The organism is Magnetococcales bacterium (assembly GCA_015232395.1).
In the GTDB taxonomy this organism is placed as follows: domain Bacteria; phylum Pseudomonadota; class Magnetococcia; order Magnetococcales; family JADFZT01; genus JADFZT01.
On record JADFZT010000020.1, the window covers coordinates 1 to 17,043 of the forward strand.

Genomic DNA, 17,043 nt, shown 5'->3' on the forward strand with positions numbered 1-17,043 from the left:
GTCCAAAAAAACAAGCCATCAGACAAATGAATTTCCAATTAGGATGGCTAATCTCCAACTTTGTTTTTCCGAAACATGAACAAAAATTGCCTAAAAAAGAGGCAGAAAAGTTAGCTTTCGCGACGCGATTTTCTTGATGCCCAAGAAAAACCTTATCACACGCAATACCTTGAATCCAAACAAATTTTGCATTCCGCTCAGATATGGAAATTCCAGTCATCAACGATTTTTCGTCGCCCAAGAAAAAATAGCTTTCTCCCGTTTCAACCTCGGTGTGATAGGATTGACCGAAGGCTGGACGGAGGGGTTCTCTTTTCCTCTCGCCCGCCCCGCCGTAAACGGACGGCGTGGGCGGCAAAGCGTCATCAAGGGACAAAAACACGATCATGGACGTCATCATCGCCTACGACATCCACTTGAACAAGACCCGCCGCGCGGTCTTGAAAATATTGCGCGAATGGCGGCTGGACGGGCAGAAATCGGTGCATGAATGCCGCCTGATGCGGGCGGCGGCGGAAGAGTTGTTCATCCAGTTGGGCAGCGCCATCCACCCACGGGACGACAGCCTGCTGCTGGCGCGGGTGGATGGTCGACGGCGCGTATTGAGTCGGGGTACGGGAAGGAGCGATGCCTTTTCCACCTCCTTGCGGTTGGTCGGTTGATGAGGCGTGAAGGATTGCATGGATGAGCAGCGGGCAGCCTGGCTGGTATCTGGTCGGATATGACATCTCCTCGCCGCGTCGTCTGCGAAAAATTCACCGGTCCCTGAAAAAACGGGGGCTGGCGCTGGCGCCCCAAACCCTCAACGCCGCCTGGAAAAGTCTCAAGGGGGATAATGCCGTCTGGATTCCCGGGCTCTCCCGGGCCGACATGGAAAAGAACATTGCGCTGCATTTGATCCAACTGGCCGATGAGTTGCGGACCGGCGCCTATCGACCCCATCCGACGCGCATGTTCCCGGTGGCCAAGGCCGACGGCGGAAAACGAATCATCTCCGCCTTGACGTTGCGGGACAAACTGGCTCAAAAAACCGTTCTGTGGGCGTTGCGACCCTTGGGAGAGTCGCTTTTTCATTCCGACAGTTACGGTTACCGGCCTGGTCGGTCGGTGGAAATGGCGGTCTCGAAGGCGCGCGAACATATCCTTTGCGGCCTGGAATGGTTGGTGGACGCCGACATCCGACAATTTTTCGACCGCATTCCCCATGGTCCGCTACGCAAGGTTCTCAAGCGGACAATCGATGATCGCGAAATGTTGAAATTGATCGACATGTGGTTGGATGTCGGCGCGCCGCGTACCGGTTTTTTGACCAAACGTCGGGGCGTTCCGCAGGGCGGCGTTCTTTCGCCATTTTTCTGTAACCTCTACCTGACCGGCTTTGATCAGCGGTTGGCGGCGGCCAATCTCCCCTTCGTCCGCTTCGCCGACGATTTTCTCGTTTTCGCCCCGACCCAAAGGGCGGCGGAGGCGGCACGGACATTCGTCGGCAAAGAACTGAACCGGTTGGATCTGGAACTGCATCCCGACAAGACCCGCGTGGTTCGCAGTGGTCCAGCCGTCCGATTTCTCGGTCGAAAAATGCCCCGCGCGCCAAAATATGACGCCCCGGATGGCCGCGGGTGAGGGACATGGAAAGCTATTTTTTTTGTGGAAGCGAAATATTGTTTATGCCTGATTGTCTCTTGTGGGTGTTTTTTTTAAAATTTGTTTGTATTCAATATGTTGCGCATGATAAGCTGTTTCTTGGCAAACAAGAAAATGACGCAAAAAAAGCTAACTTTATTTGCCTGTTTCTTAGGCAATTTTTGTTCTTTGAAAATCAAACAGTTGCATGGATGGAGGGGGTCCGGACCCCACCCTGATTTCGAAGGGATTGAGACCAAATTAGTATAAGCATAAAAACCCAGCTGTTTTTGTCCGGACCCCACCCTGATTTCGAAGGGATTGAGACTCATCTAAGGGAGGAAGTTTGTATGCATTGATAAACGTCCGGACCCCACCCTGATTTCGAAGGGATTGAGACCCCTCAGGAGAGGCTACAAAAACATGTTTCTCTAAGTCCGGACCCCACCCTGATTTCGAAGGGATTGAGACTCACTTGCTTGGTTTGTAGCCCTGGCAATGTAACGTCCGGACCCCACCCTGATTTCGAAGGGATTGAGACTTGCGATAGAAACCTATCTTGTGTTTCATTGTTTCTGTCCGGACCCCACCCTGATTTCGAAGGGATTGAGACCATATCCTACTCCATCTTTATCCTCTGCTTTGTCCGGACCCCACCCTGATTTCGAAGGGATTGAGACTTTTGTGTTCGATGGTTACATTGCCGCCCTGATAGTCCGGACCCCACCCTGATTTCGAAGGGATTGAGACTTAGGTCAAGCTGGGCGTCAGGCTGTTTGCAACTGCGTCCGGACCCCACCCTGATTTCGAAGGGATTGAGACATCATGAGTGCATCGGTGGAGCTTTGGGCGGCAGTGTCCGGACCCCACCCTGATTTCGAAGGGATTGAGACTTTTTCCTCCGCTCATAAAAAATGCTTCTCCGAGTCCGGACCCCACCCTGATTTCGAAGGGATTGAGACATGTTGGGAATACGTGATATAATCCCCATTTTCCGTCCGGACCCCACCCTGATTTCGAAGGGATTGAGACCGGACAATTTTGGAATGACGGCACTGGGATTAAATGTCCGGACCCCACCCTGATTTCGAAGGGATTGAGACAAAACATCAACGCACTCTTTGTCGAAATGGCGATGTCCGGACCCCACCCTGATTTCGAAGGGATTGAGACCTTGCGGGGGGGTAGGCAGGAGACCAAGACCCGCCTGTCCGGACCCCACCCTGATTTCGAAGGGATTGAGACTTTTTGTATTCCTGCAACCTGCTCCCCCAGTTTTTGTCCGGACCCCACCCTGATTTCGAAGGGATTGAGACACTGAAATCTTCCAGTTGTTTAACGATCAATTCAGTCCGGACCCCACCCTGATTTCGAAGGGATTGAGACTCTTAAAATAGGTTTATTTGTTTTTTCATCCCAGTCCGGACCCCACCCTGATTTCGAAGGGATTGAGACTCCAGTTGACGGGCGGCACCGAAGGAACCACGTGTCCGGACCCCACCCTGATTTCGAAGGGATTGAGACCGTTCCCAGGCTGGGTGCTACGAAAAACGTCGCAACGTCCGGACCCCACCCTGATTTCGAAGGGATTGAGACGGTCGGATATACTACAACCTTATCCAACGTTGCGTGTCCGGACCCCACCCTGATTTCGAAGGGATTGAGACTTGGGGAATCATAATGGCGAAGATAAAGACGAAGTCCGGACCCCACCCTGATTTCGAAGGGATTGAGACTCACCAACCGATCGATGGACATCTTGGCGTCGTCCGGACCCCACCCTGATTTCGAAGGGATTGAGACTTATAAAATTGAGATGCCTTTATTTCCTCCTCTTCGTCCGGACCCCACCCTGATTTCGAAGGGATTGAGACCCTTTGCTGATCGTCCCAATGTAATCACCGTCAGGTCCGGACCCCACCCTGATTTCGAAGGGATTGAGACCGCCTTTTCATGAGTACGTAGACACCAAGCTTGGTCCGGACCCCACCCTGATTTCGAAGGGATTGAGACTGCTCAAAATCGATCCAAAGCACCCGCTCACCCTCGTCCGGACCCCACCCTGATTTCGAAGGGATTGAGACGCCAATAAACACAACGATATTCTTATTGATCGTCTGTCCGGACCCCACCCTGATTTCGAAGGGATTGAGACTGCAGGTCTGGGGCATTCCATCCCCGGAATTCCGTCCGGACCCCACCCTGATTTCGAAGGGATTGAGACCTGGAAGAAGTAGGCCAGTTCAACATTGATGCTCATGTCCGGACCCCACCCTGATTTCGAAGGGATTGAGACTCACGAGCCAAGTTCCAACCAACCAGTTCACCGGGTCCGGACCCCACCCTGATTTCGAAGGGATTGAGACGATGGGAAGGGATTTGAGGGTTCCCCGAACTGTATGGTCCGGACCCCACCCTGATTTCGAAGGGATTGAGACCTTAAAATAAGATCACATTTTTCTTGGCAGATGTCCGGACCCCACCCTGATTTCGAAGGGATTGAGACAGCCTGATGCCGGCGCAGTAGCGTTCCGCCGCGTCGTCCGGACCCCACCCTGATTTCGAAGGGATTGAGACTGAAGGGCGCTGGACATGGCTGACATTGCCCATCCACACGACCGCTTTCTGAAGATCCTGCTCTCGAATCCTGTGACGGCGGGAACTCTCTTGCGGGAGCGTCTGCCCAAAGAGATAGCAGAATGCTTGTCGCTGGAGCCGCCCAGCTTGGTGGATGGGACTTTCATCGACGGTGAGTTTCGTCAGCATCTGACAGATCGGCTGTTCCGGGTGAAGACGGTGGCAGGTGGTGAGGCCTACGTATACGCGCTCATCGAACACAAAAGCCATCCGGACGACTGGATAGCATTGCAACTTCTGCGGTATATGGTCCGGATCTGGGAGCAGATGCGGGAGGAGACAGATAGTGGGGGGCGTCTGTCACCCATTGTGCCGCTATTGGTGTACCATGGGAGGCAGACTTGGCAGATCCCACCCCTGTTTTCTGCGTTAGTGGATGCAGAGACTTCCTGGCAGAAGCATCTGCTGGATTTTAGGTTTTCGGTGGTGGATCTGGGACGAATCGATGATGCTGCACTTTCTAGGGATGATCGGCTGCGTGGTGGGTTCCTGGCCCTAAAATGTGTATTTAAAAAGGGATTGAGGCCTGAGACGGTTGCCGGAATCGGTAAAGTTTTGCAGGTTGATCAAGAGCTTGCCAAGCGAACCTTGCTCTATCTGATTCAAACCTATGAGGAGTTGGATATGGATAGCATTCAGGCGTTTTCGGATGAGGCTTTCCCTGGGAAGGCGGAAGAATATAAATCCCTATTTGCCAGGGAGATGATCGCAAAAGGTCGCCTAGAGGGCCGACAGGAAGGCCGACAGGAAGGCCGACAGGAAGGCCGACAGGAAGGCGAGCAGATCGGCGAGCGGCGAGGTGAAACCAAAGTCCTTCGTCGCCTCCTCTATAAAAAATTTGGAAGCACTCCCCTACCCTCTTGGGTCGAGGACAAACTTACTGCCGCCTCCTTGGGTGAAATCGAGGAGTGGTCTGATCGGATTTTGGACGCTCAATCCTTGGACGAGATCTTTGTGTAGTAATTTCGACTTCACCTCGGGTACCAAGGCGCAATCGGAAAATGGCCAAAACCTCGTGACTGACAAAATTTACAAGTTGTTGATTTTATTGGGTCTGAGTTTGAACCGGGTTCGTTCCGCATACCGAGCGTAACCAAAACTTTCTCTGTTTCCGTTTTTTGATATACACAAAAAAACGGAGATTGTTCGAACCGGGTTCTTCCCGGTGCACCATTTCTTTTTTCAGAGATATTCTCAGGCCGCCCACCCCCAAATGATGCGGTTTTTTTTACGCCAAAATTCCCCAATATTTTCAATGGTTACGGGCATACCCCCCTACCCTGCCCCACCAACCTCGTGTCGACCCTCCAACAAAAAATCCCCCATTTTCTCTCTTCTGGCCCAAACTCTCTAAAACCTCGTGTCGATGGATAATCAAATACTTACGGCAATTTGTCCGGACACCGAGTTGGGAATGCGAGTGGGTGACCGAGACGAACCGGGTTCAAACTTTTATTGAAGAAACGTTCTGGAATCCCTCCCATGGTTGGTGGGATCGGCTGTAGGTGGATGATGTCCTGGGTTGAGACTTGGCTCGTAATAGGATATGGATAATTATTGGTGGCTCCATGAGGGAGCACGAAAAATTTCTGGAAACCCAAATTACATTCATGTCAGGCATGGCCAAACGCCACAAACGAAAGAAACGTACCCGCTCGGCAACGCCCGGACAGCTTTTTCAGAAGGGCAAGGATTTGCTGGCAGCCGGACAATTTCGTCAGGCCATTGAAAATCTCAAATCCCTGAACAAACAGGAACCGGGTGGGCAAGGTTGCGAGCTTCTGATAACGGCCTATTGGGGGCGTGCCAAGGAGTTGTTTGATAAGGGATTGTTTCGAGAGGCGGCGGTGACATTGGAACAGGCTGACCGTCTGAATGGCGCAAGGATCGATACGTCGCTCTTGCTCTCTGCTTGGTGTAATGCCGGGCTTCATGTCAAGGCAGCGCGTCTGTGGGGGGAAAAGAATACGGATACCCCAGAATTCTCCCACACCCCGGTGGCCGAACTGTTGGCCTGCTTGGCGGTGGTGGATGAAGAAATAGCCAATGCCTTGGGAACGGATCACCCAGTTGGACGTCATCTGATCCATGCCAGACAGGCTATACAAGCATTGATATTGGATCGACAGCAAGAGGCCCGGGAGGCCACCAAACAGATTCCTGTGCGTTCTTCCCTACGGTCTCTGCGTCTGCTCCTGCTTGGAATTTTGGCAACCCGGAGTAATCCCGAATCGGCCATGGGGATCCTGGAAAGAATTCCGGTGGACTCCCCGTTATCCCCCATCGCGCGTGTCCTGATCCCCCTTGCCCAGGGTAAACAACCTCAACCGGATTCGGAGGGGGACTCTGAAGGATCCGCCTACAAGATGGCCTTGTTTCTCGAAGGGGTGGAAAAACCAGCCCAGGAGCTGCTAGGGCAGATTGAACGGTCTCGATCGCGGCCCGATAGGTTGTTCTCAATATTGTTGAACGACAGGTGGGCCAACTTAATCCCTGAGCAGATTGGACGACAAATTTGCGGTAGCCTGCTGGACCAACATCCCAGAGGGTTATCGAAATATAATAAAAAATTCGGTTTATTGCCGGCTTGGCGTCGGCACCGCATGGCCGCCCTTGAGGAGGAACGGAAAGGCTATTTGGACACCGCTCTGGATCAGTGGCAGCTCTGCGTGGGACGCTTAGAAGCGGAAGATGAGGATCTGCCAGAAGCCGAAAAAGGTCCTGTCCGGGCCGCCCTTTTTCGCCACATGGGCGACCTGGCAAATAAAGTCAGTCAGCTGGATGAAAAGGACCATTGGGCCGATTCCTGGTCTGAACCGATTGCGGAGCAGCGTTTTTCTGAAATCAAATATTTGGAAAGGAGCCTGGAGTCTGACCCTTCCGACCGCCAGGTTTATCTGCGGTTAATTCACCTCCATGAAAAAAAAGGGAATGCCAAACAGCGCCGCCAAGCCGTGCAACGTGCGGTGAAACACTTCCCTGAAGATCCCGAGGTACTGGAGGCGGCGATGAACGAAGCCTTCGACGGTGGTGCCTTCAAAAAAGCCGTAAAACTGGCTGGTCAAATCCTTGAGCGCAATCCAATCAACAATCCGGTGCGCCGTCAGGTGGTGAAGGGCCACCTGATGCATGCCCGGAAAAAGATTAAATCCGGACGCCAGGATTTAGCTGAAAAGGAACTCAAACTTGCCGAAACGGTAGAACGCCCCCAGATCCGCGATGGTTCAGTTCAAATTTGCCGAGGGGTTATGGCGTTGATGGCAGGAGACAAACGCCAAGCCGACATCCATATGAAACAGGCTCGCCAAGAGGCCAATCATGCATGTGTAGCGGATTTGATGGCCCTGATGGAGGCCGAACGGATAATCGTGTCCCAGTCCCTGTTTGGTGCCTTAAAGAAAAAGCTCACTGCAAGCCTGAAAGACACTTCACCGGAACCTGGGTTGCTATTGGATTTGATAGAACGCATAGAAGCGAGCGGGCGGGAACCATCCTTGAATCCAAAAGCGTGGATACCGGCACTCTCCACCTGGTTAAACAAATGCGCCCGTCTGCCCCTTCCGGTTGATCAACGCCGTTTGGTCTGCCACTTTCTAGCCGATCATGAAGGGTTCAAGCCACTTGGCGCTTTTGCTCGTGAAGGGATAAAAAAATGGCCTGGAGATCCCTCGTTTCTGTTCTTCCAGTTGTTTGCGAAATATGAAGGGGATGAATACCGGGTGCCGTATCGGGATCTGAACCGTTTGGACGATGCCATGATGGAAGCAGGTTCGACGCTGGATCATCGTACCCAGGATCGCATCGGGCATTTCATGTATAACTCCGGTCCCCCCATGCCCTTTGGCTTGCCTGAAATACCTGGAGGAATACCGTTTGATTACGAAGAACATCTTGATAACGAAAAATTCCCTATCTTCCCTGAATTTTTTGATCAGCTGGAAGAAAGTCTTGAAGGAGCCAAAAGTGACCCTGAAGAAGCCATCCAGGCCTTTTTCTCTCTGAAGGCTCTGCAGATATTGGCTGAGTTGGCTCCCCAGGATCGGGGCTTGACGCTGGCAGAGATCAAGGCACACCTCTATCGGGAGCTTGTCCCCAGCTTTCCTCTGGGTCCGACTGAAGCCAAACGGTTGATCGATCAATTTATGGAAAACACCAGTTTCGATGAGCCCAACCCGCCAGTCATTCCACCAGTGCCGCGAAAGCCCCGTAAACCGAAAAAGACCCTGCACAATCCCAGACAGTTGGAATTTGATTTCGATGATTGATCCCTATCAAATTCTCCAGGTTCCGGCCAATACCGACGACGAAGAGGTTCGCCAAGCCTACTTGGCCCAGTTGCGGCTTTACCCGCCAGAGCACCACCCTGAACGATTCCGGCAAATCCGCGAGGCTTTCGAGCTGCTGGCCAGTGAACGCAACCGGCGTGATTTTTCCCTGTTCCAGACAGCCAGCCCTGACTTGCATCCCCTGGTTCAACACCTGCTGAAGCAGAAGAGCAACCCGGAACCCATGACTGCCGAGGTTTTTTCCAACCATTTTGGAACCGTGTTGAAACAACACCGCTTAAAACGGGAGTGATCCTTGGACGATGCCGACAAACAGCTCCTAGTAGAGCGTTTCCAATCCTATCTGGACCAACTGCCCGAAGAAGAATCCACTTTGAATGACGTCTCCGGACAGGCTGATCTGGCCAATGTGTACATGGAGATGGCTGGACTGCGCAATGAGGTGGCCCGTGAGGCCCGCCAGGTAAAGGGGGCTTTGGATAAATTCGGAGAACTTTTCAACACTGTCACCGAAAATCAATCCACTCTGGCGCGCCAGACCCGGGAGATCCACCAAGCCCGTGGCGAAGGCCCCCGGGAGGCGCAACACCATCTGCTCCTCCAAATGCTGGACTTTAGGGACCGGTTTGCCGAAAGCCTCAACACCCTCGATGGGTATGCGCTCCCGTGGCGGGTCCGGAGTTTTGGAGGTAAGGCCCATGCGGCTTGGCTGACAGGGCTGGTTCAAGGCCAGCGGATGTTGTTAAAACGGCTGGACAGAATTCTGGATGCCCAGCGTGTGCAACGTCTGGAAACCCTGCACCGCCCCTTTGATCCAGAGCGAATGCGGGCAATGGGTACATCATGGGATCCAGATCATCCACCGGGGGTGGTGATTGCCGAAGAGCGTCCTGGCTACCTGTTGGCTGGCCAAGTCCTACGGCTTTCAGAGGTGACCGTCAACCGGCAAGGGGAAGACTGATCGTGAATGATATTATTATTGGCATCGACCTGGGTACTACCAACTCCGAGGTGGCGGTATTTGAAAACGGCCAGCCGCGCCTGATTGGCGACTCCGGGGGCGATCCCATCCTCCCCTCTTTCGTGGGGCTGTCCGAAGACGGGGTACTGCTGGTGGGACAGAGTGCCAGCAACCAGTATGCGGCTGCCCCTGAGCGCAGTGTCAAGTCAGTCAAACGGCTCATGGGACAGGATACCCGGATCGATCTGGGTGGAACCAACTATGCTCCCCAGGAAATTTCAGCGATCATCCTCAAAAGGCTCAAGGAGATGGCCGAATCCGACCTGGGACAACCGGTCAACCGAGCCGTCATCACCGTACCGGCCTACTTTTCGGATGCCCAGCGGCAGGCTACTCGCGAGGCTGGGACCATTGCCGGATTGGATGTGGTTCGGATGATCAATGAGCCCACTGCCGCCGCCCTGGCCTATGAGGCCGGGCATGAAGGAATGCGTGACATTCTGGTTTACGACCTGGGGGGTGGGACCTTCGATGTCTCGATTGTGCGTATGGAACAGGACGTGGTGGAGGTGATTGCAAGTCACGGCGACAATCACCTGGGGGGGGATGATTTTGACCAACTCATCACCAGCCACCTGCTGGAGCAACTCGAAACCACCCATGGGGTGACGCTTTCTCCAGAAAGTCCCGCTCATGCCCGACTGCTGCGTGCCTCCGAAGCTGCCAAACGGGTACTGTCGGAATATCCTTTTGTCAACATCGAAGAGGAATTCATCACCGAAAAGGATGGGGTACCGGTTCATCTGAGCCTGGAATTGTCTCGGGATGATTATGAGGAAATGATCCAGGAACTGGTGGAACGCACCCTGGAGTCGGTACATGCTACCCTGGATGACGCCAAACTGACCCCGGATGCCATCCAGGAAATTCTACTCGTGGGCGGTTCAACCCGCACGCCACTGGTGAGGCGGCGACTGGAGGAGATTTTTCATCGTTCGCCCCGGGGGGAGATCCATCCGGATTTGTGCGTGGCCCTGGGGGCGGCTATCCAGGGGGGAATTGTCAAAGGCGAAGCCGCCAGTGCCGTGCTGGTGGATGTAACCCCCTACACCTTTGGCACCAGCGCCCTGGGGTTTTTGGATGGCATTGAGACCCCTTTCGTCTACGTTCCCATCATCCACCGCAACACGCCGATTCCGGTCAGCCGCGGCCAAGTGTTTTATACCGTGCAGGACGATCAGAAGGTGGTGGATGTAAAGGTCTATCAGGGCGAAAATCCGGATGCCTCGCACAACATTCTGATTGGATCTTTTCGTATCGAAGGATTATCCAAAGCACCAGCCAACAATCCCATCGTCATGACGTTCGATCTGGATCTCAACGGAGTTCTACATGCCTCGGCCCGAGAGAAGATCAGCGGACTGGAGCGCAGCATTACCATTGACAACGCCATGACCCACTTTGAAGCCGAAGAGATGGACCAGGCCCGTTCCCGGGTGGAAGCCTTGTTCGAAAACGAGGAGGTAATCGACAGCACACCCCAGGAGAACATCCCCCAAGGCCAAGAGGATGTCACCCCTGCCCAGCGGCAGCAACATACCGAAGCCCGCGCTCTGGTGGAGAAGGCTGAACGAATGCTTGAAGAGGCCAGTGACGAGGATCGCGACGACATGATCAATTTGATCGAAGAGATCCTTCAGGCTCTGGATAAGGAAAATTTCACGGCGTTGGCAGAAGCCCGGGAGCAGTTGGCGGACATCCTCTACTACATGGAGACCTGAGGGTGGCTGCGCGTTGCGGCCTGTGTCGGGGCTCAGTGGACGACCAGACCGCCATCTGTCGGCGTTGTGGAGCGGATCTGGGGCTTGTTTGGCAGGCCAAATCGACTGCCAATGCCCTCGTCACTTCCGCCATTGGCACCTTGGCCCAGGGTGATTTGGATAAAGCTCGCCATCTCACCAGCCAAGCAGCCCTATATCATAACGACTTTTTTATCCGTCACCTGAATAGCTTCCTGAACCATTCCTGACAAACTATTCCTCACTATTGTCCTCCCCTACGCCTTCCAAAAAAAGGTCTGCTGCTCCTCCCACTCCACTGGAAACGGCTTTTTCAGTTCCGAAATGGTGATCCCCTCCGGCTGACGGCCATCGAGGATGGTATTGCTATCGGTTTCAATATGTCAGATAATTTTGCCAACTGGTACCAAACGGAAATTCACCGTAGCTCGAACATTCAAAGGTAAGCGCTCAATAAAGGGCAGGGTTCCACTATTCATGGCGATCTTTCATTCTGGCTGAAAACCAGACGAATGGAGGCCGGAATGGAAGAAACCAGGCATGATGATCTTTCCCAGGACTTTCCCCAAAAATTTTCACTCAAAATCAAACGCCAGTTGCCCATAGTCCTGTAATTCCGCAACTGGGCCTCACCTGGGAGATCGAGCGCAAACTTCCCGGATTCCGTCGGCCAGGGCATAGAAGCGAAAATCAGGCACGCCGAACACCCGCTTTGATGCTTTCGTCAAATGCGTGGCCAGGATATCCAACTTCAGCCTCGTCCCCAGGATTACAGTCGTGAAAAAGGCTACGGCGTTGACCAGAACCACCATGTTTTGCAGACGCTCATAGGTCAAAACTCGAATATCTTCGAGGCTATAGCTTTGTTTAACAAAACGGATCGCCTCCTCAATGCGCCATCTTGAAAAATAGGCGTTTACCACCCATGCCACATCCTTATGCCGCCGACGAAGGGGAGTATTCGTCAGCAACATCAGTGGCTCTTTACCCAGCCCCTGCACCACCACCATCCACAGGTGGACTTCGGGACGTTCAGGCAAACGGACGGGCCGAAAGCCATATTCCAGATCCACCCTGACCTCTTTGCCATGCTCTTCACGCACGATCCATGATGAGTAGCGTAGCGGGCAGTCCCTGGCCAAATCCGAGGTCGCACGGTGACGCTGGCCCCAAATCAAATGGCGGTTTCCTTTCAGGCGAATGATGAAAGATCTCGAAGCATCCACCATGGGCTCAAGCAGCGCACCACGATCACCACCACGGTCCATTATCCAAACGCCTCGATTTTCACAGGCCGCAGACACTTGCTCCACTGCCATCAGGATTTCCGCATTTTCGCTCAAAAAACCCGGAGCCTCCTGAGAGTATAGGTGGGAGTGGAGCGGAATAATGGCGTTATCCCCATTCTCGACGCCCACCACCTGGCACAACCAATAACCAGAGGCAATCTTTCCCGCGCTGCCATCCCTGACTTTTGCCAGAAATTCCATCTTCTTGGCGTAAGGTTTGGTCAGATCAGATGGATCCAGGATCAGCAAGGTTCGATCCTGGATCCTGCCGGCTCCTTCCCGTAACACTGAAGCGCCCACCTCTTGGCCTATGGTTTCACGAGCTAGATTACGGGATAACCGGGTTTCGGTCTTGGACAGAGGTATCCGCTCTTCCAGCGCACGTCCAATCTCAGTCAGACGAACGCTGCCACGGGCCGCAACGCCATACATCACCTCATCCACCAACCGCCGTGCCACTTTTCCTAAACCGACTGAAAATCTCCCCGAAAAATGGGGCATCTGGGAGCGGATTTTGGTCGCAGTCTGCGGTATCATGAGATGGGGCCTCCTTTTGGTGAGTTGGTGTTCCTGGCTTCGCAACCGGAATCCTACCCCACCGGGGAGCGCCCCTCATCCTGCAAAAAGTCTCTCCAAAAATGCCCATTTCACTTCCAAACCAACATTTTCTCCCATTGAATCATCGTGTTGCGCGCATCAAACCCTGTTTTTTTTGGGGAAAGTCCTGTCATCCCCAGGTTGACCCTGCCTGGATCGGATCTTTTTGGCGTAATCCTCACCGAAATGGAGGGACCATTGGCGAATGGATTCGTAAGTCACGATAACCCCTCGTGAGGCCAGGGTTTTCTCCACGTCTCGAAGCTGAAGGCGAACCGGTGATAGAGCCAAACTGCGTGGCAGATGATCTGGCCTGGAAACCGAAATCCATGGTTAAAGTGAGGCGTCTTATCCATTGGGAAAATCTACCATGGATGCCGTATGGACGCCAAGTTGACAGTCGCGTAGGGAGGCACACCCCTTCCCTCAATTCATTTTCTCCCGCCGGCTCGTTCCACTGCGTCCTGACGCCTCTCTATCGCATCCTTTTTCGCGCGCGCAGATGCCTTTCGGCGTTGATCAACAGCAACCGCTTCTGCCCGTTTCAATGCGCAGTGATGTTTTTCGATTGCCTCTTCTTCCGCTTGTTCCGATGCTTCCACGCGCTTCTTCATCGCCTCATTTTCCGCGCGTAGTTCCTCCTTTTCAAATGCTTGACGGCGGTAATGTCTGAAAAAAATTGGGCACAGAGCCTTGGTCAGCTTGGATAGCTCTTTTTTGCTTGCAGGGATTAATTTATCGCCAGATCCATCTTGGCTGCATATGGATCTGGCTTTGTCATGCATTGAACTTAAAAATTCCTCTCCATATTCCTTCAAACAGTCAGGCGCTCTTTTTTTATTCTCTTCCATAATTTTAGCACTCCCAAATATCAACCAGTCCAGACTTGCTCCTGTTTTATTATGAATGAGAATAAGATGCTCCAAACTTGGCGTTAAACCATCCGTCCAAATCCCAGTGAATTCCTGTTTGGAAAGGCCAATTTTTTCAGCCCAGGCCAATGGATTCTGTTGACCTATCAATCCACCAAGTCTTTTATGGAACGCTACTCTATTAAAGGATTCAGGCATGAGCCCACCCAAACTCTGCATGAGCGTATCTACGAATGACAACTACTGAATGAGCTGAGTTATTCATCCGTCAAACACCATGCTTTCAAGGAACTTTTCAATGGATTCCCTTGCATTTATTATATCATGTTCAAGTGTTTCCGCAATAACAGATATATCTCCAACAGAACCATTCCGGCTTGAGCGCTCCAGGCTTTCTGCAATACTTCCAACCTTTACTGCACCCAACTGCCAGCATGTTCCTTTCAGTCTATGAGATGAGGCCTTTAAGGATTTTACATCATCTTTTTTTATATTATTAAGAATGGCATAGGCTTGTTCAAACATGCCGATGAGGGACACGCGTACAACAGATTCAAAATCTTCTCCTCCCACATCATCTCTAAGCTTCCAAAGCCTTCTTTCATCCACGTCAACCATGCCATCATAGGGCTTTTCGATATTTGCCAACATGGTTCCAGCTTTATTTTCATTGCCCTGCCAGCGGTAGAGAATACGTCGAAGATCGTGCCCACTGACGGGCTTGCATAAATAATCATCCATCCCCGCTGTAATGCAAATGCCCTCATCTCCATCCAGTGCAAACGCTGTCAGAGCGATAACGGTGGAATGATGGGAATGGCCAGCGGATTTTTCCCGGTCCCGTAGATGCTTGACCGCCGTAATGCCATCCATTTTCGGCATTTGAATGTCCATAAAAATGAGTTCATACTTCTTGCGCGATGTCATTTCCAGAACTTCAAGACCATTCTGGGCTAAATCTGGAGACAACCCCATTTTCTTGAAAATTTTCAGGAACACGATTTGATTGACTGGATCATCTTCAGCCAACAGAATCGACGTTGATGGTGAAATAACGGGCTCGGTGATTGCGCGGTTTCGACCTGACTTTATAGCGCGTTTTCTTGTATCGACGGATTCTATTGACGGCTCAATCGATGACTTGCGCTGAAAGGAGTGGTCAAGGTCAACCATCTCCGAGGGAACTCTGCAGAAAAACGCACTGCCTTTTCCCTCCGCGCTTTCTACCCAGATGGTTCCCCCCATGATTTCAATCAGGCGCTTGGAGATGGCCAGCCCCAGACCGGTCCCTCCAAAACGGCGGTTGGTGGTTTTGTCCGCCTGAACAAAATTCTCAAAAATGGCCTCAAGTCTGTTTTCAGGGATGCCAATACCGGTATCCTGAACGATATAGAGCAGAGACGCCGTATCATCATTGCTCTCCGCCATTTTGACGGAAATGGCAATATGACCGTTTTCCGTAAATTTAACCGCATTGCCGACCAGGTTGATCAGGACTTGACGAATTCTGCGAAAATCTCCCTTGACCACATCAGGGACATCCGGGTCCACATATTTTTCCAAAGCGAGTTTTTTTTGCTCAACAGCTGGATAGCGCATGATACTGCGCACGCTTTCGACCAGATCTCTTGGGGAAAACTCCTCTGACAGCAGACCAATTTCGCCGGACTCGATTTTCGCCAGATCGAGGATGTCGTTGATCAAAGTCAACAACGCCTGTCCCGACTCTTTGATGACAGCCATGGCCTCGGCTCTCTCCTCCAAGGAGGTAGAGGCATCCACAAAGTCCGCCATGCCGATGATCGCATTCATCGGCGTGCGGATTTCATGGCTCATGGTCGCCAAAAAGGCGCTTTTGGCCTGGTTGGCCTCCTCGGCCTGCTCTTTGGCGGTTTTCAGCCTTTCTTCAATCTCCTTTCTCTCCGTATCATCACGGAACGTAAAGACCAAACCGGAAACGCCTTTTTCGTGAAATGTGGGAGAAACCGTATAGCTGGCGGGAAAACGGGCCCCTCTTCGACGGTGTAAATATCCATCCAGCACGGAGCGGGGCCTGCCATCCTGCAACGTTTCAACGACCGGGTCATCTTTCAGGCCGATTTTCTCACCTTTGGATGAGACCGGCCTCAAAATTTTCCGTATGTCTTTGCCATGCAGATCTTCCACGGGCCAGCCAAGAAGGTTTGCGGCCGAAGGATTTGAGAAGATGATTCTGCGATGATCGTCAACGCCAAGAATCCCCTCCGCCGCCGAGTCCAGTATCCTGGCGTTGCGTTCAGCAAGCTCGGCAATTTGATCTTCCGTCCGTTTGCGCTCGGTAATGTCAAAAACGACCGTCAGGCAAAGGGCCTGGTCTTTTCCCGGATCTCGCGTCAAACGGCTCTGCAAAAGACAGTGGACAGGCTCTTTCAGCTTTCGTAGAAGTTGCAACTCATCGCTGGCGCTTTCAAACCTGAACGCCCGTTGAAAATGTTCACCCAGTTTTTTGCGCATCTCTCTGGGAACATAAGGAAGAAACGGCTTTCCCATGAGTTGGCTTTTGGCGATGCCAAGAAGTTCAGCAGCCGCATGATTGGTCTCAATAACTTTTTGCCAGTGGTCCACAACAAAATAGGCCACTGGTGAATCCAGAAAAAGCAGTGAATATTTTTCCAGGAGGGTTTCCATCCGTTCCCGGGTCAGAAGCAACTCGTCATTCTGACTGCGCAACTCTTCCTGATGGGTATTGAGATCTTCCAGGGTGCGTTCGAGTTGAGCCTCCAGGTCAGAGAAACGGGATTCCCGCAGCTTAAAGTCGGCGACCTGTTCTTTCAGGCGTTTGACCTCCTGCTCAACCTCTTTCCGGCTTTTGGTGGTTTTAGACATGGCCTAACAATTTCTCATCATCGAAAATGGTTGAAAAGCCCAGACATGCGGGCTGAAAATAATATACACTTCAATGACGAAATGCGATACGGTTTCAGGGACTTGATTCCGTTT

12 protein-coding genes and 1 CRISPR repeat array are annotated in these 17,043 nt (G+C 52.4%); of the genes, 8 read left to right on the forward strand and 4 right to left on the reverse strand.

Annotated elements, in window-relative coordinates:
• A partial coding sequence (locus HQL52_07840) for a hypothetical protein (GenBank protein MBF0369349.1) occupies window positions 1-388 on the reverse strand: 388 nt, incomplete at its 3' end.
• On the opposite strand from HQL52_07840, the gene HQL52_07845 reads away from it, so the two are divergent.
• From HQL52_07845 to HQL52_07880, 8 genes are all read left to right on the forward strand, one after another.
• The gene (locus tag HQL52_07845) at window positions 387-662 is read left to right on the forward strand and encodes a CRISPR-associated endonuclease Cas2 (protein ID MBF0369350.1); all 276 of its coding nucleotides are present in this window, start codon (window positions 387-389) and stop codon (window positions 660-662) included. The genes HQL52_07840 and HQL52_07845 overlap by 2 nt on opposite strands.
• A gap of 22 nt (window positions 663-684) precedes the next feature.
• Window positions 685-1,623 carry a Retron-type reverse transcriptase gene (locus HQL52_07850; GenBank protein MBF0369351.1) on the forward strand — a complete coding sequence of 313 codons (939 nt, stop codon included), beginning with the start codon at window positions 685-687 and terminating at the stop codon, window positions 1,621-1,623.
• Between the two features lie 221 nt (window positions 1,624-1,844).
• Window positions 1,845-4,200: a CRISPR direct-repeat array (repeat unit 36 nt; unit sequence GTCCGGACCCCACCCTGATTTCGAAGGGATTGAGAC).
• A gap of 15 nt (window positions 4,201-4,215) precedes the next feature.
• Window positions 4,216-5,220: an Rpn family recombination-promoting nuclease/putative transposase gene (locus HQL52_07855; GenBank protein ID MBF0369352.1), complete on the forward strand. Its 1,005-nt coding sequence runs from the start codon at window positions 4,216-4,218 to the stop codon at window positions 5,218-5,220.
• 650 nt (window positions 5,221-5,870) lie between these two features.
• Window positions 5,871-8,525, forward strand: coding sequence for a hypothetical protein (locus HQL52_07860; GenBank protein MBF0369353.1), 2,655 nt, complete (start codon window positions 5,871-5,873; stop codon window positions 8,523-8,525).
• Window positions 8,518-8,838: a DnaJ domain-containing protein gene (locus tag HQL52_07865; GenBank protein ID MBF0369354.1), complete on the forward strand. Its 321-nt coding sequence runs from the start codon at window positions 8,518-8,520 to the stop codon at window positions 8,836-8,838. Before HQL52_07860 ends, HQL52_07865 begins: the two co-directional genes overlap by 8 nt.
• 3 nt (window positions 8,839-8,841) lie before the next feature.
• Window positions 8,842-9,507, forward strand: a complete 666-nt coding sequence (gene grpE, locus HQL52_07870) for a nucleotide exchange factor GrpE (GenBank protein MBF0369355.1) — start codon at window positions 8,842-8,844, stop codon at window positions 9,505-9,507.
• 2 nt (window positions 9,508-9,509) lie between these two features.
• Entirely contained in the window at window positions 9,510-11,288 is a 1,779-nt protein-coding gene (locus HQL52_07875; protein MBF0369356.1) for an Hsp70 family protein, read from the forward strand.
• 2 nt (window positions 11,289-11,290) lie between these two features.
• Window positions 11,291-11,536: a hypothetical protein gene (locus HQL52_07880; protein ID MBF0369357.1), complete on the forward strand. Its 246-nt coding sequence runs from the start codon at window positions 11,291-11,293 to the stop codon at window positions 11,534-11,536.
• 399 nt (window positions 11,537-11,935) lie between these two features.
• On the opposite strand, the gene HQL52_07885 is transcribed toward HQL52_07880, so the two are convergent.
• The 3 genes from HQL52_07885 to HQL52_07895 form a co-directional block, all read right to left on the reverse strand.
• On the reverse strand, window positions 11,936-13,042 hold the full coding sequence (locus HQL52_07885; GenBank protein MBF0369358.1) for a transposase: 1,107 nt from the start codon (window positions 13,040-13,042) through the stop codon (window positions 11,936-11,938).
• Window positions 13,043-13,623: 581 nt separating this feature from the next.
• Window positions 13,624-14,262, reverse strand: a complete 639-nt coding sequence (locus tag HQL52_07890) for a hypothetical protein (GenBank protein ID MBF0369359.1) — start codon at window positions 14,260-14,262, stop codon at window positions 13,624-13,626.
• A 63-nt stretch (window positions 14,263-14,325) separates the two neighbouring features.
• The gene (locus HQL52_07895) at window positions 14,326-16,929 is read right to left on the reverse strand and encodes a PAS domain S-box protein (protein MBF0369360.1); all 2,604 of its coding nucleotides are present in this window, start codon (window positions 16,927-16,929) and stop codon (window positions 14,326-14,328) included.
• Window positions 16,930-17,043: the final 114 nt, after the last annotated feature.

Coding starts and splice junctions, on each gene's coding strand:
- HQL52_07855 (MBF0369352.1), top strand. CDS start 4,216: ATGGCTGACATTGCCCATCCACACGACCGCTTTCTGAAGATCCTGCTC.
- HQL52_07850 (MBF0369351.1), top strand. CDS start 685: ATGAGCAGCGGGCAGCCTGGCTGGTATCTGGTCGGATATGACATCTCC.
- HQL52_07865 (MBF0369354.1), top strand. CDS start 8,518: ATGATTGATCCCTATCAAATTCTCCAGGTTCCGGCCAATACCGACGAC.
- HQL52_07860 (MBF0369353.1), top strand. CDS start 5,871: ATGTCAGGCATGGCCAAACGCCACAAACGAAAGAAACGTACCCGCTCG.
- HQL52_07890 (MBF0369359.1), bottom strand. CDS start 14,262: ATGCCTGAATCCTTTAATAGAGTAGCGTTCCATAAAAGACTTGGTGGA.
- HQL52_07845 (MBF0369350.1), top strand. CDS start 387: ATGGACGTCATCATCGCCTACGACATCCACTTGAACAAGACCCGCCGC.
- HQL52_07895 (MBF0369360.1), bottom strand. CDS start 16,929: ATGTCTAAAACCACCAAAAGCCGGAAAGAGGTTGAGCAGGAGGTCAAA.